Origin of the sequence: Streptococcus mitis SK564 (assembly GCF_000148525.1) — a bacterium.
GTDB classification, from domain to species: Bacteria; Bacillota; Bacilli; order Lactobacillales; family Streptococcaceae; genus Streptococcus; species Streptococcus mitis_H.
The window spans coordinates 82,060-99,163 of the sequence record NZ_AEDU01000008.1; the positions used below are offsets into that span (position 1 = coordinate 82,060).

The 17,104-nt window shown below is 38.3% G+C and carries 14 protein-coding genes and 2 pseudogenes; all 16 read right to left on the reverse strand.

What is annotated here, in order from left to right:
- Positions 1–36: 36 nt before the first annotated feature.
- The 16 genes and pseudogenes from msr(D) to SMSK564_RS06010 all read right to left on the reverse strand — a co-directional run bounded on the left by msr(D) (position 37) and on the right by SMSK564_RS06010 (position 16,721).
- A complete protein-coding gene (gene msr(D) / locus SMSK564_RS05930; protein ID WP_000420313.1) occupies positions 37–1,500 on the reverse strand; it encodes an ABC-F type ribosomal protection protein Msr(D) in 1,464 nt (487 codons plus the stop codon).
- 119 nt (positions 1,501–1,619) lie between these two features.
- Positions 1,620–2,474, reverse strand: a pseudogene (locus SMSK564_RS05935) (MFS transporter); the annotation flags it as partial.
- A gap of 96 nt (positions 2,475–2,570) precedes the next feature.
- The gene (locus tag SMSK564_RS05940; RefSeq protein ID WP_000873143.1) at positions 2,571–2,741 is read right to left on the reverse strand and encodes a hypothetical protein; all 171 of its coding nucleotides are present in this window, start codon (positions 2,739–2,741) and stop codon (positions 2,571–2,573) included.
- A gap of 945 nt (positions 2,742–3,686) precedes the next feature.
- A complete protein-coding gene (locus SMSK564_RS05945) occupies positions 3,687–5,774 on the reverse strand; it encodes a heavy metal translocating P-type ATPase (protein ID WP_000712649.1) in 2,088 nt (695 codons plus the stop codon).
- Positions 5,743–6,120, reverse strand: coding sequence for an ArsR/SmtB family transcription factor (locus SMSK564_RS05950; RefSeq protein WP_000076060.1), 378 nt, complete (start codon positions 6,118–6,120; stop codon positions 5,743–5,745). Before SMSK564_RS05950 ends, SMSK564_RS05945 begins: the two co-directional genes overlap by 32 nt.
- A 14-nt stretch (positions 6,121–6,134) precedes the next feature.
- Positions 6,135–6,950: pseudogene (locus SMSK564_RS13610) on the reverse strand (ZIP family metal transporter).
- A 588-nt stretch (positions 6,951–7,538) separates the two neighbouring features.
- On the reverse strand, positions 7,539–8,138 hold the full coding sequence (locus tag SMSK564_RS05965) for a hypothetical protein (RefSeq protein ID WP_000933555.1): 600 nt from the start codon (positions 8,136–8,138) through the stop codon (positions 7,539–7,541).
- 419 nt (positions 8,139–8,557) lie between these two features.
- Positions 8,558–9,166 (reverse strand): Type 1 glutamine amidotransferase-like domain-containing protein, encoded by a 609-nt coding sequence (locus tag SMSK564_RS05970; RefSeq protein WP_000344265.1) that lies wholly within the window; start codon positions 9,164–9,166, stop codon positions 8,558–8,560.
- Between the two features lie 47 nt (positions 9,167–9,213).
- Positions 9,214–9,642, reverse strand: coding sequence for an aminoglycoside 6'-N-acetyltransferase (gene aac(6'), locus SMSK564_RS05975; RefSeq protein WP_000343536.1), 429 nt, complete (start codon positions 9,640–9,642; stop codon positions 9,214–9,216).
- Between the two features lie 88 nt (positions 9,643–9,730).
- The gene (gene rlmD / locus SMSK564_RS05980; protein WP_000914555.1) at positions 9,731–11,101 is read right to left on the reverse strand and encodes a 23S rRNA (uracil(1939)-C(5))-methyltransferase RlmD; all 1,371 of its coding nucleotides are present in this window, start codon (positions 11,099–11,101) and stop codon (positions 9,731–9,733) included.
- Between the two features lie 96 nt (positions 11,102–11,197).
- Positions 11,198–11,764 carry a thiol-disulfide oxidoreductase-associated lipoprotein SdbB gene (gene sdbB / locus SMSK564_RS05985; protein ID WP_000757382.1) on the reverse strand — a complete coding sequence of 189 codons (567 nt, stop codon included), beginning with the start codon at positions 11,762–11,764 and terminating at the stop codon, positions 11,198–11,200.
- A gap of 11 nt (positions 11,765–11,775) precedes the next feature.
- Positions 11,776–12,483: a thiol-disulfide oxidoreductase-associated membrane protein CcdA2 gene (gene ccdA2 / locus SMSK564_RS05990; RefSeq protein ID WP_025170896.1), complete on the reverse strand. Its 708-nt coding sequence runs from the start codon at positions 12,481–12,483 to the stop codon at positions 11,776–11,778.
- Between the two features lie 265 nt (positions 12,484–12,748).
- On the reverse strand, positions 12,749–13,609 hold the full coding sequence (locus SMSK564_RS05995) for a methionyl aminopeptidase (protein WP_000631543.1): 861 nt from the start codon (positions 13,607–13,609) through the stop codon (positions 12,749–12,751).
- Positions 13,610–13,624: 15 nt separating this feature from the next.
- Positions 13,625–14,902, reverse strand: coding sequence for a CBS-HotDog domain-containing transcription factor SpxR (gene spxR, locus SMSK564_RS06000; RefSeq protein ID WP_000033825.1), 1,278 nt, complete (start codon positions 14,900–14,902; stop codon positions 13,625–13,627).
- On the reverse strand, positions 14,895–15,446 hold the full coding sequence (locus tag SMSK564_RS06005) for a GNAT family N-acetyltransferase (RefSeq protein ID WP_001028727.1): 552 nt from the start codon (positions 15,444–15,446) through the stop codon (positions 14,895–14,897). The genes spxR and SMSK564_RS06005 overlap by 8 nt, the downstream gene beginning before the upstream one ends.
- Positions 15,447–15,461: 15 nt before the next feature.
- Positions 15,462–16,721, reverse strand: a complete 1,260-nt coding sequence (locus SMSK564_RS06010; protein WP_001227090.1) for a UDP-N-acetylglucosamine 1-carboxyvinyltransferase — start codon at positions 16,719–16,721, stop codon at positions 15,462–15,464.
- Positions 16,722–17,104: the final 383 nt, after the last annotated feature.

Genomic DNA, 17,104 nt, shown 5'->3' on the forward strand with positions numbered 1-17,104 from the left:
CAGAACAGACTATACTGACCAGCGACTACCTTAAATTTAATGTTTCAGATTTATTTTCTTATCTCTAATTTCATAAACTACATCTGCTACATTTTCGAGTAATCGTTTATCGTGGGTGATAAACACGATAGTTCCGGTGTACTCCTTCATTAGTATTTCCAAAGCCTCTAAACTTGGTATGTCAAGGAAGTTACTGGGTTCATCCATTATTAGGATGTTATATCTACCCATGAGCATTTTAGCAAGCAACAATTTTATAATTTCTCCACCGCTTAAAACAGATAAACTTTTTCCAATATCGTTCTGTTTGAACCCCATAGATGCTAGCACTGAACGAATTTCTGATATATTGTAGTCACAATCCTTCTGCATAAACTCCATAACATTCTGATTACTGTTGTACTTGTAACCATTCTGTGCAAAGTAACCTATTTTTGCCTTAGGCGAAATAGAAATTCCTTCTTCATGGTTTAAGATCATTTGGATTAAAGTTGTTTTTCCGATTCCATTACCACCAGTTAACGCCACTTTTGCTCCTAACGGAATTTGAAAAGATGCATTTTCAAACAGAGCCTTATCCCCAAATACTTTATTAATTTCTGCACCGACTATAGGGTATGGATTATGGAGCTCCAATGCTTTACTTTGCCTGAAACGAATTCTGCGAATGCCTTCCGGAGCTTCTACTTTTCCTAAGGCCGCAATCCTGTGCTCTAGGGTTTTAGCAGCATTATACATCTTTTTTTCCTTACTTCCTATTGATTTTTGATGAGCTAAACGCCCTCCGTCTTCAGTACTTTTTTTCTTTGAAGAACCTTTTGCCTTCTGTTCTATTTTACGAGCCTGTTTTCGCTTTTCCTCCGCAGCCCTTTCCAATCGGGCACGTTCCGCAATAAATTGTTCGTATTCTGCAGCTTGGCTCTTACGTTCTTCCTCTTTCTGACGAAGATAATCAGAATAGTTTCCCCAATACTCAGTGATTTTGCCATCTTTCAGTTCCCATATTTTATCTACTATTTCATCAAGAAAATAGCGGTCATGGCTAATAACTAACAGTGCACCTGTAAAATATTTTAGCTGTCCTATTAGAAAATCAATTCCTTCACGGTCTAAATGGCTCGTAGGTTCATCCGCTAAAATACCATGAACCTGTGCCGATAAGGCCTGTGCTATTTTAAGCCTTGTTTCTTCACCACCGCTCATAGTCTGTATATTTAATTGCTCAACACCTAGCTTGCCTACAAGTGCAAAATCTTTTTCCTCCTGCAGAGTTACTTCGTCCAACTGGGGAATATAGGCAAGTTCACCCAGACGATTCATTTTACATCCTGGGGGAGTTAATTCTCCTAAAAGTACCCTGAGTAAAGTGCTTTTTCCAGCACCATTTGCTCCTACTAAACCAATACGGTCATAATCATATACTTCTAATTCATTTATATCTAAAACATCGCGTCCTTTGAATTCCACACGAATGTCTTTTGCTTTTAATATTAATTCCATAACATTTCCTCCTGTCTATAATCGCATGCTTTCATTTGCTTGTATGCAGGGAAAACCCTGCGATTTTAGCAGGAAGAGTTACATGAAAATAAGATACATAAATATTCCTCCAATATTGTTTATTTTAAATCTAATTTTCTAACCTCAGTTATCATTTGGCAAACTATAGCAATGCCAATAATTAAAATACCTGATAGTAAAAACCAATGATTTACACCGATTTTATCAGCAAAGAATCCAGAAAGAATTAACCCAATTGGCATAACAAGTGACATGATACTTCCGATCAAAGAAAATACACGTCCTAAATATTCAGGCTTAATTTTCTCCTGAAAAAGAGCTGTTTGCACACCGCTATAAAATGGCACCGAAAGCCCCATTATTGCACAGCAAACTACGAATATTACAAATCCATTTGGAGGAAGTATTCCCGAAACGGCTAAACTGGTCCCCATTATAAAAAATGAACTTGTTATTAGTAATACATGCTTTTCGAAGCCCCCTAATCTTCCTAATAATAAGCCTCCTGCTAGCATCCCAAATGCAAAGGAAATTTCCGTAATAGAAATATGCACAGGCGTTCCATTAAAGTGTTCCATGCTTATTAAAGGAAATAGTGCATTGATTGGCATATAAACAAAAGTATATAGTGTTCCTAAGAGTAATAAGGCAAACAATCCTTTGTTTTGTCTCAGAACCACAACTCCTTCTTTCATCTCCCTTATGAAATTTGGTTCTAAACTTTGCACTTGATTACCCAGCTTAGGTATACGTACAATTGCTACCGTAATAGATGCAATCACAGCACCCAATACGTCGATGGCAATAATAGCATTTAAATCCCAAACGGAGTATAAGAGTGCTGCAACTGCCGGACTAACAATATAGCTTATAGACTGCAAAGACTGACTATAGCCTGCGCATTTCGTTAGCTGTTCTTCTGGTACTAAAAGTGGTGTAACCGCATTGAGGCTGTCATAGTTTCGGTTCCTCCTACATCTTTGTTTATATCAATTTATAGTATAACACAACAAGATGATATGTTCAATATAAAAGTTATGGAATGAGACTCATACTTCCAATTCGATGCCAGATTTAAAGGATATGACGAAGTTTTCTTCATAGACTGTAACGCTCTGGATTATCTTCCTTAGTAGCAAGCGATTAGCTTTCACAAAATCTTCTGTTTGTAGTTTTAAAAATTCATCAGGATTTTCTAACTCAACCTCAAAATATTTCATTTTACATTCCCTCATTTCATTTATTGATAAATTGAGTTTGCAAAAAAGAGTGGACAATTTTTGTCTACTCTTAACCTTTAAAATAGTTTTTTTTAATCGATTTGAAGTTGCCTAAATTATTACTTATTCGGTAAAATGAAGTATTGCTTTCAACAGATTTCCTTCAACTACACTTCACTTGATTCAAACAAGGTGGGTACATTTCTATTCCCACAAACTCCTTGTCAATGGAAACAAACACGTACCCACAGGGTAAATGGAAATAGAAACTGATAATTTCTAGCTATCACTTCTACTCATTCCAAAAATTTTCTCACTCTGATACTTACCCACCATAAAGCAAAAAGCCTTGCAATCAAGGCTTTCATTATCCCTTTCGTTCAAAGGTTTCTAAGCTTTTACGAGCAGAGCGACACACTCAGCGGTTCGCTATCTCCGTTCTGTCTGCGTGCTAGCACTTGTCAATCACGGACAGCTATCGCATGGGCGGAAGTAAATGCTAATCTTCGTCGTTTTACTCCTTGACTAGCAAACTTACCGCCTCAACATGTGGAGTTAGTCAACATCTATATTATATAACGAAAGTGATAGAGTTGTTGTTTAAAATTAAACTTTAGAATGAAAATATTTAAAAAAAGTAGATCACTTTTAGAAGTGTCCTACTTGTATTATTTTTATTTAAAAAGGGATAAATCCTTAACAAAAGGGGTGTACTCCCGCGCCTTCGGGAAGGAAAAAAAGAAATGGCGCAAAATCAAGGTTTTATTTTTGAAATTTACCAGAAAATACCCTTAATGAAAGTAACGTAGTTCTTGTTGATGGTCATAGTGTGTTCTATTGATGCACGTTCAACGGTTACTAGATTTAGGTTAAAATCGTTAAAGCCCATATCATAGTTTAAAAAAGCGATTATACAAAAACTTGTATATCGCTCTGTTTGTTCACTTACTTTGACAAAGTGGAGGTATCTATCCTCAAGGTCCTCAATGCATTCCATACTGCCAGTAGCGTTACACCAACATCTGCAAAGATTGCCTCCCACATATTAGAAATTCCCAATCCACTTAGAACCAAGAAAATTAGTTTAACTACAATAGCCAAGGTCATGTTTTGCCGAGCTATTCTGACTGTCTTTTTAGCCAGTCGAATGACTTGAGGAAGTTTTCCAAGGTCATCATCCATCAGTACAACATCTGCTGATTCAATGGCTGCGTCCGAACCTAGCCCTCCCATAGCAATACCAACATCTGCCCTAGCAAGAACCGGTGCATCATTCACTCCATCTCCAACAAAGGCAACAGCCTGCTGAGACTGAGTCAGAATTTCCTCAAATGTACTCACCTTATCCTGAGGCAAGCAATCTCCAAATGCATCATTGAAGGCAAATTGCTGTGCAAATTCATCAACCACTGCCTGACGATCACCTGAAAGGAGAACCGTTTTTTTAATTCCGACCGCCTGTAAATCCTTCAAGGCCTCGATGCTCGTCTCCTTCACTTGGTCTGTGATAAGGAAATAGCCTAAAAAGTGACTGTCCTCTGCCAAATAGAGAACTGTTCCTGTGCTGTCAATAGCTGGATAAGCAATCCCTTGAACTTCCATTAATCTAGCATTCCCAAGATAGAGCTGTCTGCCATCTATCCTACCGGACATGCCCTGCCCTGGTAGCTCGGTAATCTGACTCACCCTATTCTCGTCCACTTCCTGTCCATAGGCTGTTCGAATCGAGTTTGCGATTGGATGATTGGAATAGCTTTCCAAATGGGCAGCGAGGTACAGAATATTATCCTCGATACCTTCTGCGTTGACAACGGTATCTACCGCAAAGATACCTTTTGTAATTGTCCCCGTCTTATCAAATACGACCGTATCCAACTTGGCAAGAGCCTCTAAATAATTTCCACCTTTCACTAAGACACCTAATTTAGATGCTCCCCCTAGCCCGCCAAAGAAACTCATTGGTACCGAAACCGCAAGAGCACAAGGGCAAGAAATGACTAAAAAGGTAAGTGCCCGATAAAGCCAAGTCGACCACTCCCCTAAACCAAGCAAGGGAGGCAGGCTTGCAAGCAGAAAAGCGATTCCGACAACCACTGGTGTATACACACGCGAAAAACGTGTGATCATCCGTTCCGTCTCCGCTTTTTTATTGCTTGCATTTTCAACTAATTCCAAAATTTTGTTGACCGTTGATTGCGAAAAAGTCTTTCTCACTTCAATTACCAATGGACTAGTCAAATTGATCACACCACTTGTAATGTCCTCACCAACGCCAATTTCCCTAGGCAGTGATTCTCCTGTCAAGGCTGACGTATCCAGAATAGAACGACCTTTTCTGACCAGACCATCTAGGGGCACCTTCTCCCCAGGCTTAACTAAAATATGGTCCGCAACCCTTACTGTTTCAGGGTCTACTTGAACGGCTTCTCCCCCCTCTAGTCTCCAAGCCTTAACCGACCGAATATCCATCAATTGTGCAATGGACTGACGAGATTGAGAGGTGGCCTTGTCTTGGAAATACTCCCCAATCTGATAAAAAAGCATGACGGCTACTGCCTCTGGAAATTCTCCCAAGAGAAAGGCTCCTAAGGTCGCGATACTCATCAAAAAGTTTTCATCAAAAATATTGCCACGTTGAATATTTTGAACCATCTTGATAAGAACCTTATGACCGATAATGATATATAGGGTCAGATAATAGACCAGACGAATCCAGAAATACTCCTCTGGCAGGAAAAAGCCGAAGGCAAATAGAATCGTAACAGCAAGTAGCAGCTCTTTCGCCCAATCTCGTTTTTCTGGAAGTGCCTCTTCCTTTTTCTCACTGATCACTTCGATTCCAGGTTCAATAGCATCTACTAAGTCAATAATTTCCTTATCTATCCCATCTTCGCTTTTTGTTTCCAAAGTCAGCTTTTGAGCTATCAGATTGACAGTGGCAGATTCTACCTGCTCCAATTGATTGACAGCACGTTCAATCTTAGCAGCACAATTGCCACAGTCAATTCCCCGAAGTACATACTCTTTCTTCATGTTTTTCCTCCTTCAAATGCTTCAGTGTCAAAGACAAGACTGATGCGACATGATTATCCGCAAGTTCATAATAGGTCATCTTTCCTTTTTTCTCCCCCTTGACCAATTGGCAGTCCCGCAGATAGCGTAGTTGGTGAGAAATAGCAGATTTGGTCATCTGTAACGCAATCGCTAAGTCTCCGACACAAATTGTTTTTTGCCGTACTGCTTGTAAAATCCGCAAACGAGTTGGATCAGAAATCGCCTTAAAAAAATTGGACATATTTAGCAATGTAACGGTATCAAACTCCGTCTCATGGACCCCTTGAATTAAATCTGGATTACAAGCTGTTAAACACTGTGACATATTTTGTATTCCTCCTATCCTAAAGTTGTATCAAGTAACATCATAATTAGAAATCCGTCCATAAACTCACCTGTTGCAATATCGGTATTCTTGTGTTCTTGAGCACCTGGCACAAGTTTTTCCACTACAACATAAATCATGGCTCCTGCCGCAAATGAGAGAGCATAAGATAGTAGCTGGGGCATAGACATAACAGCATAGGCCCCTAAAACAACTGCAATCGGCTCAACAATCGCTGACATGGCGCCATAGTAGAAAGCTGATTTCCTACTTCGCCCTTCTGCCCGTAGCGGCAAGGACAAGGCAGAGCCTTCTGGAATATTTTGGATACCAATTCACAAGGCTAATCCAAGGGCACTCATCCACGTAAAGGAAAGTCCAGTTGTGGCATTTGCCACACCAACTGCTAAGCCCTCTGGTATATTATGAATCACTACCGCCAGATAAAGCAGCATGGTCTTTGATAAGGGTCTTTGGGGATTCAAAATCCCTTCCTTATCACTCATCTGTTGATTCAAATGCAGGTGGGGAACCAAATAATCAATAAAGCGGATAATTAAGCCCCCGACAATAAAAACCAACAGCCGTCGGCAACCAGTAAAATCTGTTTGCAGCCATTGACTGGCTATAGCCAAATGAAAGGACAAGCAAAGACCAGACTGCAGCTGCCGTCATAATACCCGCTGCCAAGCCCATCATCATATCCATGAATTTTTGATGAATGGTTTTGACAAAAAAGACCAAACTAGCACCGATAATGGTACAAAACAGGTGAATAAGCCAGCTAATAAAGCTTGCATTACTGGTGATAGAGATGAAAAAAATGACATCTTATACCTCAATAATCGATAATAGTTGAGCAACTGTTCAACTATTACCATTATAGTTGAACAGTTGCTCAATTGTCAAGGAAGAAAGTAAAAAAGCTATGAGAAATCCCCATAGCTAGGTGGGTATGTTTATTCCCATTACCTCCTAGTCTATGGAAACAAACACATACCTATAGGGTATTCTACTCACTCTGATACCTATCCTACCATATAAGAAAAATAGTTCCACAAACCATCATAGTGATATCTGAAAATAAAAAAGGGGGGCCAAAACTATTCCCACAGACACCTCACATGCAGGAACATTTTGAACCTCCACTGAGTATGTGGAAATAAATTTCAGACATTACTGCTATCAATAATACTATCTCAACTCAGACTGTTAGATTTATACTTCACTCAAAATTCAAAAAAGGCTTAATATCAAGCCTTTTGTAAACCCTGAAACGGTAGACTATATCTTTTTCTCCAGTAGTCCCAAAACCTCGATATGTGCTTACATCTTGCTTTTCCTTCTACAAATTGACTAAAGTTAAATTTGGAGTATTAGAGGAACTGAAATATCCTATTTCTAACCTATAGTTATGCCTATTCGGTTCGAGTTTCAACTAAGTATATTCCCCATTCAGCTAATTCTACAGGCAAATCATAAACAGTTTTTCCATTACTTTCATAGATTTCAGAGATTCCTGGTGAAGTCTTAGAAAAAGTTCCCCAAGCTGTCACTAGTTCTTCTACAAATTGAATATTATGAGGTTCAAAAAAGTCATTAAATTTCGATAGTTCTTTACTATAAATTGTCACAACATTATAGCTATCAAGCATGATCTCATCATGACTTTTATGCCCACCAAATCCAAACTTACTTAGTCCATCATTAACAAGTAAATCACCGTATCTAATCAACAGTGCTAGGCATTCCTCTCTTGAACAACCATCAATATAATAAACATCCTTATGAGATTCCTTGATAATATTCTTTTCTATCACTTTTTCTCTATCAATACTGACAGGCAATTCCAAAATAAAAAACAAGGGCTCATCATGAATCGCAATAAAGTGTTGAAAAACCTCTAATATTTTTTCTGCGTGTACATTCGCCATCAAATGATGTTCAGTTAACTTTGTAAATGATTCAAACAGGTTTTCTACCAAGCTAACTTGGTGACCTTTTACTAAATTCAACATTATGCGTCCTCCAGAGAATTTAAACAATATCCACATTTATAATCTCATTATACCATTAAACTCCTAAAAAGACTGCAACTTCCCAGTCATAGTTTCTTATAAATCTACCTCAGTTCCTTATGCTGAACCACATTCGGAACAGAAAATATTGGTAGTAATAGAAGCATTTCAATAATTTATTCATGTCTGTTAACTATGTTTCTTCCTCTAAAACTCCTTTTCAATGAAAACAAACACGTACTCCCTAGGGTTTATGAAAATAGAATGACAGCCTATCAAGCTGTCACATCAATACACTCAACTTGAACTCTCACTATAATACTTCCCCACCTCAATACAAAAAGCCTTACAATCAAGGCTTTTCGTTATTCATTTCATCAATACTTTAGTTTCGTAGATTCAGATTCGTATGATTAAAACTAGTCAATTTTATCAATAATGTTCCCAGATTTATCCAAGACAAGACAGGAATGGTCATTTAGTGGAATTATGGGAACATTAACAAGTTTTTCAGCGCTATCTTTATTAGCTTTATCATTCCATGAATCATAATGGACACTAATTAAAAACTGACTAAATAGTCCTAATCCATTTTTTATCTTTATCTGATGATCTGAATTATCATTAGATGAGATATAGACTTTCTCTCCTAATAATAAGGCTCCTGCAGAAAATCCTATAACTTTCGCCCCTTTTTTCAGCATAAGCTCGATATAATTTTTGAACTCCTGATTGACATAAGTAGCTATATATTTTTCCGTATTTCCACCACCGATGATAATTAGATCAGCATCTAGATAGCTATCAAAATCAATCTGCTCAGTGTCCAGAAGCAAGTAATCAACGTTTAAATTAGGAAAATGACTTTGAAAAACTTCCGTGTACTTTTTCATGTACGGTTCCCAATTTTCTCGAAAAACTGTAAAAATAATAATTCTTTTAATCTTGCTTGATAATACAATTTTATCAACAATGCTATATTTCATTATTGGGGGATTCCCACCCATCAAAAAAATTTGTTCGTCCAATCTTTCACACTTTCTAAAGATACATAAATGTTGGCCACTTTCTGAAATTATAATTTTTTCTTAAAATGAATAATTCTATTTGCCTCCTGAAATCCAATATTGATATGAAATCCTATAGAATCGGTATTCGTTAAAGTACAGTCACTTGCAAATTCCTTACATCCTTTATTTTTCGCCCATTCCTCACATTTTGTACAGAGATTTTTAGCAATATCCTTTAAACGATATTCCTCGTCGACAATAATCCCTTCTAAGAATCCAACAGGACTATATTCACAACCTTCAACATAATCAAATCTGAGTGAACATAGTGCTAGACCTACAATTGTGTCACCTTCAACTTCAGTAAAGATTGCAGTATTTTTGCCATTCGTATATTTTTTTACTTCATCAATAGCTTCTTTATCGGTCAATTGGGGCCATAATTGTTTCATTAGTTTAGCCGTTTTTATAGAATCATTTGTTATTTCATCCATATTGATGTTCCTCCGCAAATTACAAGCAAATGTTTCGAATCATGCTGTTACTTTGTTACTCATTGATTGATACCAATACCATCCCCTTCTACTTTTCGACTGTCTCAGATCGGAAGAGCAGTGATACCGCCTCAACATGATGAGTTTGAGGGAATAAGTCAACCGGCTGGACTTTCTTCAATTCATATCCCAATTCTTGGTAGAGTTTGATATCACGCGCCATGGTTGCGACATTGCAGGAGATATAGGCGATGCGGTCTGCTCCTGTTTGGGTACTAGCTTTGATAAAGCTCTCGATGAGTCCTTTTCTTGGTGGGTCCACTAGGATAAGACTTGGTTGAATTCCTTCCTTGAGCCAATTCTTCATGGCATTTTCGGCTGTATCACAGACATAGTGGGCGTTTGAAATATGGTTCAGTTGGGCATTTTTCTTGCTATTCTCAACCGCTTCTGGAATGACTTCAACACCATAAACTTCCTTGACGTGTTTCGCAACAGAGAGGCCAATCGTTCCGATACCAGAATAGGCATCAATGACCACATCATCTTCTTTTAATTCAGCAAAGTCAATGGCTGTTTGATAAAGCTTCTCTGCCATTTCAGTATTGACTTGGTAAAAAGCGGGGCCAGCGATTTGGTAGTCATTTCCCAACATCTGGTCAGTGATAAAGTCTTGTCCATAAAGTGTGCTCCATTCCTTACCAAAAATAGCATTAGTGTTCTGGTCATTGATATTTTGCATAACAGACACAATCTCTGGAAACTGCTTGATTAGTTGTTCAATCAATTGGTCAACACGAAAAACTTTGGGACGAGTTGTCACCAAAATGACCATGATTTGCCCTGAATAGTGCCCACGACGCACCACAAGATTTCGAATCAAGCCAGACTGCTCCTTTTCATCATAAGGTTTCAAATCATAACGGCGGAGCAAGTCACGTAGGCCTACTACTACCTCATCAATCACAGGATCTTGGATAAAGAAATCTTCCAGTGGCATGAGATCGTGGGAATTCTTACGGAAAAACCCAGTTTCCAAGACACCATTTACTCGACGAACAGGCACCTGTGCCTTGTTGCGATACTTGACTGGATTTTCCATGCCAAGCGTTTCAGCAACCCCTACATCTGCAATTCCAGCAATCTTGTATAGACTATCCTTAACTTGCTTGGTTTTAAATTTGAGCTGTTCTGGATAGGCAAGATGACCTAAATCCGCGATTCCTGAACGTAGGTAAGCCAAATCTAGATCTTGATTACGGTGTGGTGACTGGACAAGGTATTCTTCAACCTTCCCAAAACCAATCTTTTTATTAACCTTGAGGACACGCATGAGGATTTTTTCACTCGGTAAAGCATTCTCTACAAAAAAGACCAAACCATCCACCTTGGCAACTCCTGCGCCTTCATGGGTCAAGTCAACAATTTCAACTTCTACAATATCATTTTTCTTTAACATTCTCTTCTCTTTCTATTAGCCGACAAAAAAGATGGCAACGTTACGGTTACCATCTATTATACCATGAAATTTGTAATCAGATTCTCTTTATCTATGCTAGTTCATTTCTTTAAAGGCTGCTTCTGCATCCGCGTTGCTGATAACACCAAATTGTATCTTTCCAATCTTTCCTTGACTGTCAATCAGGTATTCTGTAGGAATGCTTCGGATTTGATAAGCTTGGAAGGTGGTTGCTTTTGTGTCATAAAGAACTGGGATATCCTTATAACCTTGATCTTGGAACCATTGTGGGAATTGCTCAACGGTTTTTTCACCTTGAATTCCTGGTGCAATGACACTAAGAATTTCGAAATCACGATCTGGTTTCGCCGCTAGTTCCATCAACTCAGGCATACTTTTCTTACATGGACCACACCATGAAGCCCAAAACTTCAAATAGACTTTTTTACCCTTATAATCAGATAACTTAACTTCTTTACCGTCCATAGATTGCAAGGTAAAATCTGGAGCATCTTTTCCAACAGCAATTTGTTGTACAGGCGTTTGTTGCTGTTGTTTTGGGGATTGTTGTGGAGCTTGAGTCTTTTTAGTCTCTTCCTCACCACAGGCCATCAATACAACTAATGACAAGAGGCTTAAGCCAGCAAACATTACTTTTTTCATCTTTTTCTCCTTTATTCAAAAATTCCAGCTAGAACATTTACTTGTCCTAATAGTAACAAAATTCCCATTAAAATAATGAGCAAACCACCAATTTTCTTCAGTAGCATCATATGACGTTTAATTTTACTAAAATAAGGCATCACTGCTCCTGAAGCTAAGGCCAAGACCAAGAAAGGAATAGCCATCCCTAGAGTGTAAATCAAGGTATAGATAGCACCTTGCCAAGCGCCATTGCCCCCAGAAGCCGCAAGCGCTAAAACAGAACTCAAAACTGGACCAATACAAGGCGTCCAACCGAAGCTAAAGGTAATACCGAGTAAAAAGGCCGACCAATAACGATTGGCTTCTGATTTCTTAAAAGTAAAGCTTTTTTGAACCTCTAATTTCTTAAAATGAAAAATTTCCATCTGGTGAAGGCCCAAAATAATAATAATCGTACCCATGGTATAGCGAAACCAATTGGCATAGAGAATATTACCAAAGTAACCAGCACCAAATCCTAGAATAAAGAAAATGAGTGAAATACCTGCGATAAAGCAAAGTGTTCGAATCAAACCTGACCAGGCAACTTTTCTTCCAAATAAGGAGAAGCTTTTTGCACTTTCCTGATCATCCAGCAAAATTCCAGTGTAAACTGGTAACAGAGGAAAAATACAGGGAGAAAAGAAGGACAATACCCCTGCTAAAAAAACGGAGATTGAAAATACTAGCGTTTCCAATAAAGAACCAACTTTCTTAAGAATTTAAACCTATTGTACTATAAATGTTAAAATTTGTATCAAGTTTGCTACGGTTAACTGTTTTTGTCATTATATTTTGTGAAACAAACTCTTTAATAGTACACTATGTTTTCTAAAACATTGTTAGAAATTGATTTGAATTTCTCAATCAAGTTGTTCGGTTTTTTCATTTCGCCATAGATAAAAGAAAAAGATTGAAGAAATTTGTCCAAGTCGACTTTTTCTTCAATCTACTTTTACTTATTTAATAAGTTCCTTCTTCACCTTGGCTAGTCAAGATAACAGGTCCATCTTTCGTAATCACGAATTGGTGTTCATATTGGCATGACAGTCCACCGTCAATGGTCTTATGCGCCCAACCAGTTTTCATATCTGTATCGATTTCCCAGTCACCTGTATTGATCATTGGTTCAATAGTCAAGACCATTCCTTCACGAAGACGAAGTCCACGACCAGCAATACCATAGTTGGGAACCATTGGTTCTTCGTGCATGGTTGGGCCAACACCATGACCAACCAAATCACGCACTACACCGTAACCACGACTTTCAGCGTATTCTTGAATGGCTGCACCAATATCACCGATACGATTTCCAACAACAGCTTGCTCAATCCCCTTGTACATAGCTTCTTTGGTTACATCCATCAAGTTTTTCACTTCTTCGGACGGTGTACCAACAGCATAAGCCCAACAAGAGTCTGCTAGACCACCAGAATAGCTCTGAGTGTATTTCTTCATTTGCTCAACATTGTTGAAGTTTAATTTTGAGACATTCAGATCAGACTTAGCAATAGGACCTCCCAAAACCATATCAACTTTGAGCAAATCACCATCTTTCAAAATATAGTGACGAGGGAAGGCATGAGCTACTTCATCGTTAAGAGAGCAACAGGTAGCATAAGGATAGTCCATCATGGCACCGTCAACCCCAATCTGAAGCGGAAGGAAATTTTCTTCCTTACAACGACGGCGAACGTATTCTTCAACTTCCCACATATCTACGCCAGGCTTAATCAAATCACGCAAGCCAATATGGATACTTGCTAGAAAATCACCGGCCTTATCCATAGCTTCAATTTCACGAGCTGATTTTAATGTTATCATTTTTTCTCCTAGTTTCTAATTAATTTTAACGGTTACATTTGCTTTTGAAACAATCTGATGACCATGATAAATATCGTAATCAATAATAGCTGACCGTCTAGTATGGTGGATAATGCGTGCTTGAATGCGCAATATATCATCAATCTGAACAGCCTGCAAAAAGTAGATCAGCATTTGCTCGATGATGAGATTGCGACCACTATTCACAACTAAATCTTGGGTCATATGAGTCAGTATCTCTGCCAATACACCGTTAGCTAAAACACCGTTTTTCTCAAGCATAAAGGGTTCCACTGTAATGACGACTTCATCATGGTGATAAGCGAGTTTTTGACCAATCTGCTCAGAAAAAGTTGGTAGAGCCGAAACTTGAGAACGACTCATCTTCTCCATGACATCTCGTCTTGTCACAACTCCAAGCAAGGTTTGATTATTCCGAACAACCGGTACCATTTCAAAGTCTTCTGCGATCATCCGTTGACTCACATTAGCAATATTTGTTGATAATCCAACTAAAAATAGACTACGAGACATGACCTTATCAATTGTGGTACTTGGTGACTTATCACCCGCATCTCTCATAGTAACAACCCCAACAACGACCTGATGTTGATTGATAACAGGGAAACGACTGCTACGATTCTTACGTACCAAGTCCAAATAATCTTTAACAGTGTCGGTCTCTCTCAGAAAACCATACTCATGACTCGGACGATAAAGTTTCTCAACTGTCAGAATATCAGTCTTGATTTGGACATTTGACAAGGCTTTATTGATCATGGTCGCGACGGTGAATGTGTCATGTTTGCTTCTCAGAACCGGAATCCCTTTTTGATTGGCCAGTTTAAGTACATCATCATGAACCTGAAATCCCCCTGTAACCAGAACTGCATTTTCATTTTCCAAGGCTAGCAACTGAATACGGGTTCGGTCTCCGACAATCAAAAGCCCCCCATCGTGAAGGTAAGACAAGATATTTTGTTCAGTCATGGCACCAATTGAAAACTTACTGAATTCTCTCTCTAAACCTTCTTGCCCAGCCAGAACCTCAGAAGAAGTCACTTCTGCAATTTCAGCAAAAGTTAATCTTTCAATCGCAACTTTCTGGGATTTAACACGGATAGTACCACTTCTAGGACGGGTCTCCACAATTCCACGGTTTTCAGCTTCCTTGATAGCGCGATAGGCCGTTCCATCACTGACTCCCAGATGGTTGGAAATACTACGAACACTCACCCTTTTACCTACTGGTAATTCCTCCAAATAGCTTAGAATTTCCTGATGCTTACTCATTGAATTCTCCTTTTACATACCGAAATTCAAGATAATCCCGCATTTTTCTTGTGTAGCGATCACTTCCCTTAAACTGACGGAACAAACTAAATCCAGACTTAAGAGCAACTCTTTGGCTAGCTTCATTTTCAAGGTGGGTAATGATAGATAATTGTTTTAAGCCAAATTCCTCAAAAGAAAGCTGACAAATTTTTCTAACAACCTCTGTCATAAATCCTTGCGACCAAGCATCTTTCCTCAAAAAATAGCCAAGCTCAGCTTCTTTTTTGATTTCATCTAACTTCTCAAATTTAATAGAACCAATCATTTGTTGATTTTTCTGGTCACAAATTGCCCACACTCCCAAAGGGGACTTCATAAAGTAATTTGCTAATGCATATTGACTTTCTTCCAGACTTGCCTGAGTTGGGAAAATAAATTGTAAATTTTCAGGATTTGAGGCTATCTCATGGAAGTCCTGACTATCACTAAAAAAGAAAGGACGCAAATACAAGCGATCCGTTTCAAAAAAAGAAAACATTGCTAATTTGGTCCAAATATTCATAAACACCTCTACGGTTTAATCCTCAACAAGTGTAATATCCGCTCCTAGATTACGTAATTTTTCAATAATATCAGAATAACCACGTAAGATAAACTCGATATTTGTAATTTCAGTTTTACCTTCAGCCATAAGCCCAGCAATGACTAGTGCAGCCCCAGCTCTCAGGTCAGTTGCTTTAACACTTGCCCCATGTAAATCACGTCCACCTGTGTACAAAATATGACCATTTGTTGTCGAAATGTCCGCATCCATCTTTGCTAGTTCAAAAACATGATTTACACGTTTTTCGTAAATCGTATCGACAATTGTACCACGACCATTCGCTCTTAGTAAAAGTGGAGTAATCGGTTGTTGCAAGTCAGTAGCAAAACCTGGGTAAGGAGCCGTCTTAATATTGATTGCTTTCAAATTAGACTGTTCTTCGACAAAAATGCTGTCTTCAGATACAGTCATTCTCACTCCCATTTCTTCCAGCTTAGCAATAAATCCTTCTAGGTGTTCGTAAAGAACATTATTTATACGAATCCCCTTGCCGACTGCAGCAGCTAAAGAAATATATGTTCCAGCTTCGATACGGTCTGGAATCACCTGATGACGGGTTCCATGTAATCTTTCAACACCATCAATAATGATGATATTAGTTCCTGCACCGCGGATATGGGCTCCCATATTATTCAAGAGAGTAGCTACATCAATAATCTCAGGCTCACGGGCTGCATTTTCAATAATGGTACGACCATTTGCTTTAACTGCAGCAATCATCGTATTAATCGTCGCACCAACACTAACCGTATCCATGTAAATACTTGCACCATGAAGTCCTGTATCTTTAGCAGATAACTTCATGTTATCTCCCTCGTAGCTAACAGTGGCACCCATAGCTTCAAAAGCCTTAAGGTGTAGGTCAATCGGACGAGGACCAAGATCACATCCTCCCGGTAAACCAACTGTCGCTTCACCAAAACGGCCTAAGAGACTCCCATAAAAATAGTAAGATGCACGAAGACTGTTAATTTTACCATAAGGCATTGGAATATTTTGAACACCTCTTGGATCAATCTCCAAGACATCATCATAACGCTTAACAGTAGCTCCCATCAATTCCATAATTTCGACAAGACTGGCTACATCCGAAATATCTGGAACGCAATCCAAAGTCACCACATCATCAGCCAATATAATAGCTGGAATTAAGGCCACAACGCTATTTTTAGCACCACTAATAGTGATTTCACCTTGTAGTGGTAATCCACCATTGATAACAATTTTTCTCATTCTAAGTTTTTAATACTCTTTCAAGATTTCTAATAAGGTCTTTAAAATAAAGTATATCATAAATTTATCCTTTTTTCCATCCTTTTCAATTTTATTAGATAGTGATCAATAAATCAGATTAAGTTGAAAGGTTGAGTCCATATTTTATGAAACATCTTTTGATACTAAAAAAGCCTAAATTAAGAATTATAAAATACCCCAAAAATTAGATTTTCTATGTCTAACTTTTGAGGTATAGTTCAACTATAAGAGATAATAGTCTTTTAGGATATTTATAGCAAGAAGAAATCAAAAACAACTTATGTCTGTGTCACCTTACAGATAATCTATTACTGACCTTCTCATCTCTATATTCAATTGCAAATAGTCGTATTTAGTTGACT

Coding starts and splice junctions, on each gene's coding strand:
- SMSK564_RS05940 (WP_000873143.1), bottom strand. CDS start 2,741: ATGAAATATTTTGAGGTTGAGTTAGAAAATCCTGATGAATTTTTAAAA.
- SMSK564_RS05945 (WP_000712649.1), bottom strand. CDS start 5,774: ATGAAGAAAGAGTATGTACTTCGGGGAATTGACTGTGGCAATTGTGCT.
- SMSK564_RS05950 (WP_000076060.1), bottom strand. CDS start 6,120: ATGTCACAGTGTTTAACAGCTTGTAATCCAGATTTAATTCAAGGGGTC.
- SMSK564_RS05965 (WP_000933555.1), bottom strand. CDS start 8,138: ATGTTGAATTTAGTAAAAGGTCACCAAGTTAGCTTGGTAGAAAACCTG.
- rlmD (WP_000914555.1), bottom strand. CDS start 11,101: ATGTTAAAGAAAAATGATATTGTAGAAGTTGAAATTGTTGACTTGACC.
- sdbB (WP_000757382.1), bottom strand. CDS start 11,764: ATGAAAAAAGTAATGTTTGCTGGCTTAAGCCTCTTGTCATTAGTTGTA.
- SMSK564_RS05995 (WP_000631543.1), bottom strand. CDS start 13,609: ATGATAACATTAAAATCAGCTCGTGAAATTGAAGCTATGGATAAGGCC.
- spxR (WP_000033825.1), bottom strand. CDS start 14,902: ATGAGTAAGCATCAGGAAATTCTAAGCTATTTGGAGGAATTACCAGTA.
- SMSK564_RS06005 (WP_001028727.1), bottom strand. CDS start 15,446: ATGAATATTTGGACCAAATTAGCAATGTTTTCTTTTTTTGAAACGGAT.
- SMSK564_RS06010 (WP_001227090.1), bottom strand. CDS start 16,721: ATGAGAAAAATTGTTATCAATGGTGGATTACCACTACAAGGTGAAATC.